13 protein-coding genes are annotated in these 13,108 nt (G+C 41.8%); all 13 read right to left on the minus strand.

The window, feature by feature from the left end:
* Nucleotides 1-169: 169 nt before the first annotated feature.
* Nucleotides 170-991, minus strand: coding sequence for a flagellin N-terminal helical domain-containing protein (locus L2735_RS07010; protein WP_248984026.1), 822 nt, complete (start codon nt 989-991; stop codon nt 170-172).
* Nucleotides 992-1,102: 111 nt separating this feature from the next.
* The gene (gene flgL / locus L2735_RS07015) at nt 1,103-2,305 is read right to left on the minus strand and encodes a flagellar hook-associated protein FlgL (protein ID WP_248984027.1); all 1,203 of its coding nucleotides are present in this window, start codon (nt 2,303-2,305) and stop codon (nt 1,103-1,105) included.
* Nucleotides 2,306-2,316: 11 nt separating this feature from the next.
* Complete coding sequence (gene flgK, locus L2735_RS07020) at nt 2,317-4,251, minus strand: flagellar hook-associated protein FlgK (protein ID WP_248984028.1); 1,935 nt, start codon at nt 4,249-4,251, stop codon at nt 2,317-2,319.
* On the minus strand, nt 4,251-5,360 hold the full coding sequence (flgJ, locus tag L2735_RS07025; RefSeq protein ID WP_248984029.1) for a flagellar assembly peptidoglycan hydrolase FlgJ: 1,110 nt from the start codon (nt 5,358-5,360) through the stop codon (nt 4,251-4,253). The genes flgK and flgJ overlap by 1 nt, the downstream gene beginning before the upstream one ends.
* Nucleotides 5,361-5,377: 17 nt before the next feature.
* On the minus strand, nt 5,378-6,439 hold the full coding sequence (locus L2735_RS07030; protein ID WP_248984058.1) for a flagellar basal body P-ring protein FlgI: 1,062 nt from the start codon (nt 6,437-6,439) through the stop codon (nt 5,378-5,380).
* Between the two features lie 64 nt (nt 6,440-6,503).
* A complete protein-coding gene (flgH, locus tag L2735_RS07035) occupies nt 6,504-7,178 on the minus strand; it encodes a flagellar basal body L-ring protein FlgH (RefSeq protein ID WP_248984030.1) in 675 nt (224 codons plus the stop codon).
* Nucleotides 7,179-7,201: 23 nt separating this feature from the next.
* Nucleotides 7,202-7,990, minus strand: coding sequence for a flagellar basal-body rod protein FlgG (gene flgG, locus L2735_RS07040; protein ID WP_055025044.1), 789 nt, complete (start codon nt 7,988-7,990; stop codon nt 7,202-7,204).
* An 11-nt stretch (nt 7,991-8,001) separates the two neighbouring features.
* Entirely contained in the window at nt 8,002-8,745 is a 744-nt protein-coding gene (flgF, locus tag L2735_RS07045) for a flagellar basal-body rod protein FlgF (RefSeq protein WP_248984031.1), read from the minus strand.
* Between the two features lie 226 nt (nt 8,746-8,971).
* On the minus strand, nt 8,972-10,336 hold the full coding sequence (gene flgE / locus L2735_RS07050; RefSeq protein WP_248984032.1) for a flagellar hook protein FlgE: 1,365 nt from the start codon (nt 10,334-10,336) through the stop codon (nt 8,972-8,974).
* 102 nt (nt 10,337-10,438) lie between these two features.
* Nucleotides 10,439-11,209 (minus strand): flagellar hook assembly protein FlgD, encoded by a 771-nt coding sequence (gene flgD / locus L2735_RS07055; RefSeq protein ID WP_248984033.1) that lies wholly within the window; start codon nt 11,207-11,209, stop codon nt 10,439-10,441.
* Between the two features lie 24 nt (nt 11,210-11,233).
* Nucleotides 11,234-11,650, minus strand: a complete 417-nt coding sequence (gene flgC / locus L2735_RS07060; RefSeq protein ID WP_102528992.1) for a flagellar basal body rod protein FlgC — start codon at nt 11,648-11,650, stop codon at nt 11,234-11,236.
* Between the two features lie 2 nt (nt 11,651-11,652).
* Nucleotides 11,653-12,051 carry a flagellar basal body rod protein FlgB gene (gene flgB / locus L2735_RS07065; protein ID WP_248984034.1) on the minus strand — a complete coding sequence of 133 codons (399 nt, stop codon included), beginning with the start codon at nt 12,049-12,051 and terminating at the stop codon, nt 11,653-11,655.
* 149 nt (nt 12,052-12,200) lie between these two features.
* A complete protein-coding gene (locus L2735_RS07070) occupies nt 12,201-13,034 on the minus strand; it encodes a CheR family methyltransferase (RefSeq protein ID WP_248984035.1) in 834 nt (277 codons plus the stop codon).
* Nucleotides 13,035-13,108 lie beyond the last annotated feature (74 nt).

Genomic DNA, 13,108 nt, shown 5'->3' on the forward strand with positions numbered 1-13,108 from the left:
GATACTTTAGTTTTTTTTGAACATTTTTCACACAAAGGTTTGTCACATTTAAAAACAATAACTTACAAGTACAAAAAAGCCACATTCATCTTTTAAAGATAAATGTGGCTCAATTAAAAAACTAATGAATATCTAGGGCGTGCCCTAGTGTCTTAATTTAAATCGTTCATTAACCTAATAATGATAACGCAACTTGAGGCAGTTGGTTAGCTTGAGCCAACATTGAACTACCAGTCTGTTGCAACACTTGGTTCTTAGTCATTTCAGCGGTTTCTTTAGCAAAATCGACATCAACAATACGTGACTTTGCATCTGCAACGTTAGCTTGAGTATTTGCACTGTTAGCAATGTTATGAGCTAGACGGTTTTGTTTAGCACCTAAGTCTGCGCGCTGGGTATCAATATTTTTAATTGCGGCATCAATTTTGGTGAGTGCTGAAGCACGACCTGCTGACGTCGCATTAGTCAACGCAGCGACAGATAGACTAGTCGCGTTGCTTGTTTTTACTGTGATGCTGATATCTTCGCCATCTTGATGCCCAACTTGGAAAGTTTTACCAGCAGAAAAACCACCTGTTAATAATTTAGTATCACCAAAAGCAGTGCTATCGCCAATAGCAGTAATCTCTTCAGCTAATTGGTCCATTTCAGCTTTCAAAGCGGCTAAATCGTCAGGGCTGTTTGCACCATTTTCAGATTGAATGGTTAAATCACGCATACGTTGTAACATGTTGGTTTGTTCTTGCATCGCACCTTCAGAAATTTGCGCAATCGAAATAGCATCGTTTGCATTACGCATACCAACATCTAAGCCACGAACTTGTGAGTTCAAACGGTTAGAAATAGCTAAACCTGCGGCATCATCTTTTGCACTGTTGATACGTAAGCCACTCGATAAACGTTCCATTGAGGTAGCTAAACCTTGAGTCGAAGCATTCAAGTTTTTCTGCGCTTTCATTGATGTAACGTTGGTATTTACTGTAATAGCCATAAATAAATCCTCATTCTCAGTTTTGTTGCCAAGACTTTGGAGCTTGGCTAAATTTTACAATTTAACGTTGGTTTTTCTTGTTCATATATCTTGCGAGATTCAAACGCCTAGCTAGATATAGTCAAACAACGAAATAGAACCGACTTTGCCGAATACACTCGACACGGCATTTAATGCCAGTTGCTGTTTTTCAAACTCAGTTATTGCAGCTGCATAGTCCAAATCTTCAAGCATTGACAATGCGCTATCATTAACAATTTTTTCTTCAGCGTGATTAGTAGAAATACTTTCTAAACTCTTCAAGCTATTGCCAGCAATACTTCTTGCTGTACTGACTTGAATTTGACCACTATCAATACTATTCAATAGCTGTGCCAACTTTGAGTTTCCTTGAGAAGTATTCGGTATTGTAGGATCCTCAAGCATCGCAATTGCTTCATTCAAGGTGTCTAAAATACTGACAGTTTCCTGAGGTTCCATAGTGAAAGAGTCACCAGCAACAGGTTGTCCAGACAACTTAACCTCTATTCCGTTAAAGCTCACAGGGTTACTTGGATCAAAATTAGGTACAGTAGAAACCACTGTGCCGCCAGAGTCTTGAATTTGTAAATCTAGCACCCCAGCATTATCAACAAAGTTAAAAGTGTAGGTATCTTCAATATGTGCGGCAGGATCAAAGATAGCAGCCTTCTCAACGACAAAATCTCCTTGCTGAGATGGCAAATAATTGACGCCATAATCACCTAACGGGTTTGGCGCGTTCATAAATACCGTATCACCTGGCACATTTGTTCCGACGGTAACACCAGAGGCAACAACACTTTGCCGTTCTCCACTGTCACCGCTATAAACAATTTGGCCATTACTATCAAAAGCAAACGGTGGATTATTGGTATCATTACCAGCAAAGATGTAATTGCCTGATTCGTCTCTTGTGTTGGCAATTGACATTAGTTCTTCGAGGCTATCTTTCATTTCATCGGCAATCATTTGCCGTTCAGATTGAGACAAACTGCCGTTTGCAGCGCGCTGAAATTGCTCGCGCATACTGCTCAGTACAGTTTCAGTACTACCAAGCTTGCTTTCACTTAAACCAAGATGCTTTTGGGCGTAATCGATATTTTTGACATATTGATCGACTAACGAGTTTTTCTGTCTTAAATTATCAACCCCGATTGCGGCAACAGGGTCATCCCCTGCGGTATTAATTTTTTTACCACTGGCTAACTGTTCAAGAATTTTATTAGTTGCCGACTGCCCTTTAGAAATACTGCTAGTATTTTGATTAAACATCTGAGCGGTTGAAATTCGCATAACTGATTCTCCTAGCGAACTGAACTAAGCAGTGAGTCAAACATTTCCTGCGCAGTTGACATTATTCTGGCGGACGCTTGATAAGATTGTTGAAAACGCATGAGGTTTGCTGCTTCTTCATCTAAGTTAACGCCTGATTCACTTTGTACTCGGTTATAAGCTTGCAAATAAACAGCTTCATTTGAAGAGACAGACACCGCAGCAGCCTTAGTTTGACTACCAATATCTAGCTTTGTGCCTTCGAAAACACCAGCTAACGTGGTAGAACCGCCATTCATCAATTTTGCATCGACTAATTTCGCCATTTCAACTGCATTACTGTTATCACCTTCAGCAAATGACAAATCGAAGGTATAAGTATCAATAACACCGCCAGTAGAACTATCATCAATTTCAAAATCAAAACCATAAGGCGTGATGATTTGAGGGGGCGTAAATGCAGTTGGGCCGCCAACAGCAGCTCCAGTGGAGTCGAATGCTTGATAGGTGTTAGTGACAGTGTCAATCTGAAATGTTAATTCACTGTCTGTAATTGGGAAGTTTGGATCCGTTCTGTCAATACTCGTCAGTTTTACACTTGTTTCACCAGAGTTAGTTGGCTCACCAGTAATTTGTGGTCCCGCTGCAGCAATGCCTTTAGCGTCAGTCATCACCACACCGATACCGGCCGCCGCACCTGCGTTAGGTCTGATTTCAAAAGTATCACCATCAGCGAAACCCGCTGGGGTAGAATCAATTTGAATAGAAAAACCATCCCCACCCGTTAATTGATTATTCACAGCATCATAAGTTAATGCTTGAATATCACCGGTTTTGGTATCCTTTAATTCATAAGTAGAAGGTGCTGTAAAAGATAACTCGTAAGAACTGCCAGTAAGCTGACTTACATCATCAATATTAACTCTTAATTTTGCTGTCCCAGTGTTACCTTCATATTCTCCTACACGGCCGGCAGCCATCGTTGGATCATTAATATCGGTAAAAATGTTCTGTCCAAGTTCGCCATTTAAATCAAAACCTTTAGACTGCATTTCATTAAAGGCATCTGCGATACCGAGTGCTAACTGACCTAACTCTTGATTAACTGGGATCAATGTTTCATCTCTGAACTTGAATAACTCACCCAGTTGACCACCTAACTTTGAACCATCAATCACTAATGTTTGATTGCCAGTCGACGTGGTTAATCTCAGTTCATTTGGATAAGGATCGCCAGCAGTCGTTCCCACTTGCATGGCAACTTCACCCGATACAAGCATCACGGAGCCACCAAGCATGACGCTCTTGCCGCCATTATCTAACGGGATCACATTCACTTCCGCGTATTCACTTAGCTCAAGGATCAGTGCATCTTGCTGATCAAGTAATTGGCTATCTTGGTTGCCACTTTTCATCAGCTCTAAGTTGATATTGGCCAGCTCGTTACTAATTTCATTAATACGATCGGCAACTGCGCCGATTTGGCTATTGGTTTGCTTCATCTGCGAATCAAGATGTGACTGCATTTGATTCAAGCTGGTCGCAGTTTGCTGAGCGGCGCCAAGCATACTGTCACGCATACCGAAATCGGTAGGAAGATCCGCAACACTGTTGATACTGGCAAAAAAGTCGTTAAGTCTATCTGGCACCATTGAACCAATTTGAGAATAAAGCTGATCCATCTCATTCATTTTGGTATAACGGGTTTCCGCACCACTCATTGCAGTCTGGCCAATTCGTAACTCACGTGCCGCAAAGTCGTTATAAATACGTTTTACGTCAGACACATAAGTACCTTGACCATAAAAACTGCTACCAATTTTTTGAGATTCTAATGTCGACTGCTCAGCAACTTGACGGTGATAACCCACAGTATTGGCATTGGCAATGTTATTACTGGTCACGCCCATTTGAGATTGCGCCGCCAGTACACCCGTTCGGGCAATATTTAGTAAATCAACAGCCATTAGTTAGTCTCTCCAGGTAGTACAGACTTAAGTCCATTGGTCACTGATTCCATCACTTTCAACACTTTTTGCGCATATTGAGGATCAGTGGCATAACCGGCTTTTTGTAATGCATTAATAAATTTGGCAGGCTCAGCTGCTACTTTTCTAGCGTCTTGGTAACGTTCGCCATTTGAAATAAATGACACAAAGTCATTAAAACTGTGTTCAACACTTTCATACATTCTGAAATCGGCTTTTTGCTTCACTGCAATCCCCTGTTCATATTCCAGTGTATTCACCGAAGTTTTATCACCTTGCCAGCGACTGTCAGCTTTAATATTAAATAAGTTATTGCTGGCACTGCCATCTTGACGGCGGATCATTTTTTGACCCCAGCCGGTTTCAAGTGCTGACTGTGCTAAAAGCACTTCAGGTGTTGTCCCTAAAGTCTTGGCAGCCTTTTCTGCATGTGGATATAAAACAGAGACAAAATGCTGTGGATTTTCAAATTCTGTTGGCGCCTGATGAATGGTTTGCGGCAATTGATTGCCACTAGAGGCAACTGAAGAAGTGATATTACCGGCGAGTATTTTTTCAAGGGTTTGTTCATCAATGACATTATGACTGCTGGACAACTGATTGATATTAACCGCAGGTTTACCTGATCCAATGGCACATAATGACGATGCATTCATAGTGGAAGCTTGATTTACTGAAGCTTCTTGAGCCAATCCTTTATTAAAAGTACCGTCAAATAATGAATGACTGATTTTGGCATCAATATCGCCGCGTAACACTGATGCTGGCTTGAATGGCGTATCTTGTGGAGATAACTGCTGAACCATTAAGTCAGCGATGCCCAGCATTCCTTTATCAGATAAGTCCACCGACATTTGTTGATCACGCATGTTTTCAAAAAACTCGGTGGTTTGACTATTCATCGGGCTATCAGACTTAAAAGCCGCATTCGCATCTCGCATGCTTTTCATCAGCATTTGAATGAAGATGCCTTCAAACTGTTTTGCGACTTCTTTAAGTGCCCCTTTCTCGTCCTTCTGAGCTTGAGAACGTAATGAATCTAGTCCCCCTAGATCCAGAAAGTGCGATGAATTTGACAGCTTTTCCATAGTCGTACCGACAATTTTTAGATGATGATAAGTTCTCCATGCAAAGCGCCTGCCATCTTTAACGCTTCTAATATTGCAAGCACATCAGAAGGTGCTGCACCCACTAAGTTAACCGCACGCACTAGCTCATCTAGCGTTGTTCCTGGGTCGAATAAAAACATTCTGCTATCAGCTTCTGCCACATCAATCGTGCTGTCAGTAGTGACAACAGTTTGACCATTGGCAAATGCGTTGGGCTGAGAGACCTGTGTAGCTTCTGCAATGGTTACCGTTAATCCACCATGAGTAACCGCAGCTGGCATCAATTTCACATTTTGGCCAACAACAATCGTCCCTGTTCGTGAATTAACAATCACTTTTGCCGACTCGCTAGCTATTTCAACCTCGACATTTTCAAGCGTCGCTAAAAAGGATACTCGCTGGGATGCATCGCGAGGCGCACTCACTTGAATAGAAGTACCATCTAAAGCTCGAGCCATGCCAGGGCCTAAAAAGCTATTGATCGCATCCGCCATACTTTTTGCGGTAGAAAAGTCAGAACGATGTAAATTGAAGGTTAAATGATCGCCAGTCGAAAAAGGCGACATAACGCTACGCTCGACCATCGCGCCACCAGGAATACGACCAACAGTTGGGGTATTTTGAATCACTTGAGAGCCATCTAAACCTTCAGCACTAAAGCCACTCACCACTAGACTGCCTTGGGCAATCGCATAAACATTACCGTCCACACCTTTCAAGAATGTTTGTAGTAATGTGCCGCCGCGTAAGCTTTTGGCTTCACCGATACTGGATACTGTAATGTCAAGATTTTGACCAGGTTTAATAAACGCTGGCATCTCAGCATGCACTGCAACCACTGCAGCATTTTTGGTTTTTGGGCTGACATTATCAGGTAGATTAATACCAAAGTTTTTCAACATGGTTCTAAACGTTTGTTCTGTATAACGGGTTTTTTCACCGGTTCCAGGTAAACCTACCACTAGGCCATAACCAATTAACTGGTTACTTCGCACCCCTTGGACATTGGCAATATCTTTAATTCGCTGAGCTTGAGTTGGCGCTGAGACAGTTAACATCGCAACGGTCGCTGCGGAAATAACAGCACTCACAAAAAATGATTTAATCTTCATGGCATACTCCTTAGAAAGGCCACCACTCGCCCATAAAGAATGAGCTTAACCATCCCACTTTTTGGACATCTGCGAAGGTGCCTGTACCACTGTATTGAATACGGGCATTAGCAACGCGAGTTGACTCGACGGTATTATCTGGGGTGATGTCTTGGCTACGAACCATACCTGTGACACGAATAAACTCGTCACCGTTGTTAATCGAAATCCATTTTTCACCACGAATCACTAGATTACCGTTACTCAGTACCTGCATGACATTGGCTGAGATACTGCCATCTAAACTGTTTGATTGATCGGCATCAGACTCACGCTTAGTATTCATCTCATCTGAATAACGTAAATCCAGTGGCACACCTTTAATCGTGACATTGCCACCACCTGCGTATATGGGATCAACACTTAAATTAGAGTCTTTTTTAATTTCGTTATTAGCACTTTTTGTCGCTTGGGTGGACTCATTAAGTAACACAGTAATAATATCGCCAACTTTGTGCGCACGAATATCCGAATATAAGCTCGATGACTGATGGTCTATGTAAATAGAACCCGTTGATACCATTTTTGTTGGCGGTGCCTCTGGGTATACCGGAGCATAAAACGGATCATCTGGAATAGGTTTTTTTTGAGTGCTGCTGCAACCAGCAAGCAAAATTACCGTTACTAAGGCTAAGTAAGTACGCATTATCCTTCCCCTTGCATCAAACGTTATAGGTTTTGAGTCACGTAAGACATCATTTGGTCAACGGCTGAAATCACTTTAGAATTCATTTCATAAATTCGCTGACTTTGAATTAAGTTAACTAGCTCTTCAGTGACGTTCACGTTTGATGTTTCAAGTGCGCCTTGACGAATTGCACCTAAGCCATCTAATGAAGCTGTACCTTGAATTGGTGTGCCACTAGCACCCGTTTCGGTATATAAGTTTTGGCCTAATGGATCTAACCCTGACGGATTGATGAAATCACTCATGGCAAGTTGCCCAACAACGGTACTTTCTGTTGCGCCTGATAATTTGACTGAGACCTCTCCTTCAGCAGAAACCGTAATCGAGGTTGCATCGTCTGGAATAGTGATAGATGGCTGCACCACATAGCCAGAACCTGGAGTCACTATTTGCCCATTTTCATCTAAACTAAACTGGCCATTTCGAGTATAAGCTGCTGTGCCATCTGGCATTTCTACTTCAAAAAAACCCGGTCCCTCAATCATTAAGTCGAGTGAGTTATCCGTGGTCAGCATGTTGCCTTGGGTGAACATCTTTTGAGTAGCAACAACTTTAGTACCCGCGCCAATATTTAAACCATTAGGCAGTTTGGTGTTATCAGCACTAATACCACCTGCTTGATTCACGGTTTGATAAAGCAAGTCTTCGAATACTGCACGACTTTTTTTATAGCCAACAGTGCTGGCATTCGCCACGTTATTAGAAATAACTGCAATATCGGTTTGCTGGGCGTCTAAGCCTGTTTTACTTATCCATAAAGCGGGATGCATAATAATTACTCCTAACTAACTCTCATTAAAGATGATGATGCTTTATCAAGATCTTCGGCATTTTTCATCATCTTCACTTGCATTTCGTATTGGCGCTGAATATCAATTAACGCCACCATTTCAGATACAGCATTAACATTGCTGCCTTCAACAGCGCCTGTTTCAACTTGAATATTGGGATCGTTCGGTGCATTAAGCCCTGAGGTCAATCTGAATAAACCATCTTCGCCGCGCATCATTTCTTGATTGTCAGGGTTCACCAGCTTAATTCGAGCGACTTCCTCAATGACATCAGCTGTAGCGCCTTGTGGCCGTACAGAAATAATCCCATCAGGTGATATCTGAACTTTATCGATAGGTAGCGGCAACACAATTGGGCCAGCCTCACCCATCACCGGGTTTCCGCGCCCATTGGTCAGTAAACCAGTACTGTCAAAACTTAGACTCCCTGAGCGAGTGTAAGCTTCACCGCCATCACCACTTTGAACGGCTATCCAGCCTTGATCTTTAATGGCGATATCTAAATCACGACCCGTTGTTTTAATTGGACCAGAGCTAAAGTTATGCCCAGGGCTTTCTGTCATAGAGAAAACACGCGTAGGTAAACCTTCGCCAAATGCTTGCATAGAGCGAGCTTGAGCCAAATCAGCTTTAAAACCATCGGTATTCGCATTGGCTAAATTATTGGCACGAACAGCCAAAGCATTCATATTCTGCTTTGCCCCACTCATGGCAACATAAAGTAATTTGTCCATTTGCTGCTCCGTCAAACTTTCTACATAACAAAAGATATATACAGAACTAGCAATCAGTGTGCCAAAGTATAAAAGGAAGAGTATTTAGAATTAACTGAATGAAATATAGAAGAAATAAACAGTGCTATAAAATAAGGAGAGCTGATAAATAGTCAGAATAAAATGGCAAAGAGTTGCCATGGCGGCAACTCTTTGACTAGCTAAACTCTTAGAGAGTTTAAAAGATTTATCGAATTTGAAGAATCGATTGGTTCAAGGTGTTATTCACTTCAAGCGTACGTGAGTTAGCTTGGAAGTTACGTTGAGCTGAAATCAAATCAACAAGCTCAGTAGTCAAATCAACGTTAGACTGCTCTAGTGCTGATGAACGAATACTACCAAAAGTACCGCTATTAGCTTCACCCGCTAACGCTGCACCTGAGTCTAAACTTGCCTTCCAAGAGGTGTTACCCACTTGAGTCAAGCCTTGCTCATTAGCAAAACGTACCAAAGCTACACGCGCTAACGGCTCAGTTGTGCCATTACTGTAGCTTGCTGTCACTAAACCATCATCACCAATACCGACATTAGTTAAGCGGCCAACTGTGGTTCCGTCTTGGGTTAATTCAGTCACTTCGAAAGGTGAAGCGTATTGCGTTGGGTTATTAAAGCCAAGGTTTAGTTTTTGAGTGCCATCAGCACCAGGACCTAAAACATTGGCGCCATTGACACCTAATTCAACAGTCTCAACTGTAGCAGGGTCCGATCCAGTATATGCACCCGCATCGTTGAATTTTAATACAGATCCTTTCCAACCTGACGCATTTTCAGCTAATGCTGTACTGTCATCGATACCATCACCCGTGGTATCAACGCCGTAAGATCCACCATTTGCTTGGTCAATATCGACTTGCTCGCCATCAACAGCGTAGAAAGCAACCCAGTTACTTTCGCCAGTGTATGAACCACCTGTAGGCTTAACAAAGTAAGTTGTCATAATATGTGACTCACCTAACGAGTCATAGATCGTTACTGAAGTTGAATTGTTGAAGGTGTCAGGATCGTTCGGGTCGAAATTAGCAGGATCTAGCGCTGACTCACCAACATTTAAATTCATTTGCAAGCCAACATTACTTGTTTGAACTGGGCTACCTGCCGTATCAGGAATTTTAATCGGTACCGTACTCGATAAACTGACTGAAGTAGAGTTACCGTCAGCATCCACAGGGAAGCCTTGAAGGAAATTACCCGCTGAATCTGTCATAAAACTTTCAGAGTTTACTTTGAAAGCGCCAGCACGGGTAAATGAGTGATCTTGTGTGCCCACTTCAGAAGCCGTGACAAAGAAGCCACCACCACTAATCGCCATATCAAGTGAGTTACTGGTGAACTGTAAACTACCTTGTTGGAACTGCTGAGCTACTTGGGTCGTTGTCGCACCGCCACCCACTGCCGTTTTACTGTTGGAAAAAATAGAATTAGCATAAACATCAGCAAATTCTGCTCGGGACTCTTTAAAGCCAATAGTGTTAACGTTGGCAATGTTATTTGCTGTGGTGTTGAGATCTTTTTGAGCAGCAGAAATACCACTCAAAGCAATGTTAAACGACATAATTCACCCCTTCTCTTACTCATTCTATTTATAGTAATCGCCAGTAATCTGACAACTACCGTAATTTGGTTTTAAGCTTTCCACGATCTAACGTGTAATAAATTAACTTTCAGCTACAGCCAGTACATCTGATAATTGAATGCCGCCAATACCACGAAGATTTAATATTGCACCAGTGGTTACATCACCTAATGAAACACTGGAAACGTGAGCGTAAGTCGATACCGCTAAATCTTCTGATGTGCCATTAATTTTACCGTTGGCTTTGATGGCGTAGTTTCCTTCAGCAACCGGCTCACCGTCTTTATCTAGACCGTCCCATGTCACATCGATGTTCCCGCCCGCAGAACCATCGACTTCAAAGGTTCTAATGACTTGACCGGTTTCATCTTCGATATTGACAGTAATGCTATCAATCGGTGTTGGCGTACTGATCACCCCTTTGACCTCAGAACTATCAGTGCCAATATGACCGGTATCAGACGGAATAAGTACTTTCTGCCCAACAAGGCCAGACGCCTGCAAGGCTTGGCTAGAGCTGGTTAAGTTATTGAGATTTAGAATCTCTTCATTTAGCTTGGCAATACCATCTACCGTCGAGAATGATGCCATTTGAGAAATCATCTGGTCATTTTCTACTGGCTTAAATGGGTCTTGCATAGAAAGCTGCTGACTCAATAATGCAAAAAAATCTGATTGAGTCAGTTCCTGACTATTTGCTTCAGGTGTTTCAGCTGCGGCAGCATGTTGAACACTGTCTAAATAGGCATTATTACTCGTTTCAGTTTGCGTGGTGTTAGATGCTATACCAGTAGAACTTGCTGACTGGGTTTGCGGCAAACTTTGACTACTGTAAGGATTAACGAGGCTCATTTGTTACCTCCAACAAAATTCATATTACTTACCCATACGAAGCGTTTGTTGCAGCATCGATTTTGCCGCATCAGCCACTTGGACATTCATTTGATATGACCGAGAAGCAGAAATCATATCTGCCATTTCTTCCATCACATTCACATTCGGTTTATAGATAAAACCATCACCATCAGCCATTGGGTGATCAGGAGAAAATTCCTTTAATAACGGTTTATCACTTTCAACAATGCCTTTTACACTGACACTGTGAGAACTATTCTGTTGACTGGTTGCTTTAGCCATTTCAGCTTCAAAAATAGGATGGCGAGACTTATAAGTTTGATCAACGCTACTTGATACAGAATCAGCGTTAGCAATGTTACTGGCAGTGGTATTGAGTCGTACCGATTGCGCTGACATACCTGAACCTGACACATTGAATATATTAAAAAGGCTCATAATTAATCTCCTCTAATCGCTTTACGCATGCCAGTAAACTTACTTTCCAGAAATCCTAATGACATTTGATACTCTAATGAGTTTTGCATAAATGCTGCTTGTTCTTGCTGGGAGTCAACGGTATTACCATCACCAGTATCAGGTTGATTTGGCACACGGAACTGAACATGTTCTTGGCTTAATGCCTTTAAATCGAAATGTTTGTCAGTTGTTTGACTCATTTGAAGACCTTGCTGATGTGAACGAGCACTGTTCATTGCAGATGCAAAGTCGACATCACGAGCTTTATAGCCTGGCGTATTTGAATTGGCGATGTTGCTTGATAGCACTTCAGCCCTTTGAGCACGTATGCCCAATGAGTATTGATGTATCCCCAAACCATTTTCAAAATTGATCGCCATAAAATTGCCTCCATCAGCTAACTGAGATGAATAAAGCAAAGGCTGTGCCAAAATAATATAGAAATAAGGTAGGAAAGGATAAAAAACAAAACGCCAGCGAATGCTGGCATTAAATAACAATAAAACTATTTAGTTACATACACTTATGATTAAGTTTTTTTCTGATAATAAATACCAGGATTACATCGAACCATATTAAATTCATCGGTTAATCCTGAAATAGATTCTGACGCCCCGAGGAATAATATGCCGTTAGGGTTTAGTGCGGCAGCAAATTGCCGCAATATTTTAGCCTTTGCCTCAGGGGCAAAATAAATTAAAACATTTCGACAAAAAATGATGTCGTACTTACCTAACAAACTATAACTTTCCAGTAAGTTATGGGCTCTAAAGTTAACTAAACGCTTTACGTTATCTTTAACTTTCATATTACCTGACGGTAATTGATCAAAAAATTGCCTTTTGCGCTCAGGCGATAAACCTCTGGCCAATGCCAAGCTATCGTACTCTGCATTTTTACAACGTTCGAGCATTGAGGGCGATAAATCTGTCGCTTGAATTGTGGCGTTACCTGGCAATGCGCCCGGCTTACGCTGTTGATATTCAAGTATCGTCATCGCTAAAGAATAAGGTTCTTGCCCAGACGAACATGCCGCCGACCATATTTTCAAGGGGCGACCTAAACGGCTGTACTCAGGTAATAACGAGTTATGCAGTAACTCAAACGGGTACTTATCTCTGAACCACAATGTTTCATTGGTGGTCATCGCATCGATAACTTCCGCTCTTAAGTGTCTTTCGGTAGGTTTCATCGAACGCTTAACGACTTCTGATAATGAAGGTAAATCATATTTCCCCATCAAAGGTGCTAAGCGGCTTCTTACTAAATATTGTTTATTGTCACCTAATACAATGCCGCTGTGCTGCTCTAAAAAAAGCTTAAACTGATTATATTCTGCTTCAGCGAGTGATTTATTAGTCACATTTACACCCTATTATAAAGAAATTACGCATCGAGTAATCTCAGTGTGAACCGGCCGATTTTACGTTTATTTAG

It is taken from the genome of Shewanella olleyana, assembly GCF_023283825.1.
GTDB lineage: Bacteria > Pseudomonadota > Gammaproteobacteria > Enterobacterales > Shewanellaceae > Shewanella > Shewanella olleyana.

What these genes read in the sequence shown, in the direction of transcription:
- L2735_RS07010 (WP_248984026.1), bottom strand. Translation starts at nt 991, where the DNA reads ATGGCTATTACAGTAAATACCAACGTTACATCAATGAAAGCGCAGAAA.
- flgD (WP_248984033.1), bottom strand. Translation starts at nt 11,209, where the DNA reads ATGAGCCTCGTTAATCCTTACAGTAGTCAAAGTTTGCCGCAAACCCAG.
- flgL (WP_248984027.1), bottom strand. Translation starts at nt 2,305, where the DNA reads ATGCGAATTTCAACCGCTCAGATGTTTAATCAAAATACTAGCAGTATT.
- flgB (WP_248984034.1), bottom strand. Translation starts at nt 12,051, where the DNA reads ATGGCGATCAATTTTGAAAATGGTTTGGGGATACATCAATACTCATTG.
- flgG (WP_055025044.1), bottom strand. Translation starts at nt 7,990, where the DNA reads ATGCATCCCGCTTTATGGATAAGTAAAACAGGCTTAGACGCCCAGCAA.
- flgH (WP_248984030.1), bottom strand. Translation starts at nt 7,178, where the DNA reads ATGCGTACTTACTTAGCCTTAGTAACGGTAATTTTGCTTGCTGGTTGC.
- flgC (WP_102528992.1), bottom strand. Translation starts at nt 11,650, where the DNA reads ATGAGCCTTTTTAATATATTCAATGTGTCAGGTTCAGGTATGTCAGCG.
- flgJ (WP_248984029.1), bottom strand. Translation starts at nt 5,360, where the DNA reads ATGGAAAAGCTGTCAAATTCATCGCACTTTCTGGATCTAGGGGGACTA.
- flgF (WP_248984031.1), bottom strand. Translation starts at nt 8,745, where the DNA reads ATGGACAAATTACTTTATGTTGCCATGAGTGGGGCAAAGCAGAATATG.
- flgE (WP_248984032.1), bottom strand. Translation starts at nt 10,336, where the DNA reads ATGTCGTTTAACATTGCTTTGAGTGGTATTTCTGCTGCTCAAAAAGAT.
- flgK (WP_248984028.1), bottom strand. Translation starts at nt 4,251, where the DNA reads ATGGCTGTTGATTTACTAAATATTGCCCGAACGGGTGTACTGGCGGCG.
- L2735_RS07030 (WP_248984058.1), bottom strand. Translation starts at nt 6,439, where the DNA reads ATGTTAACTGTCTCAGCGCCAACTCAAGCTCAGCGAATTAAAGATATT.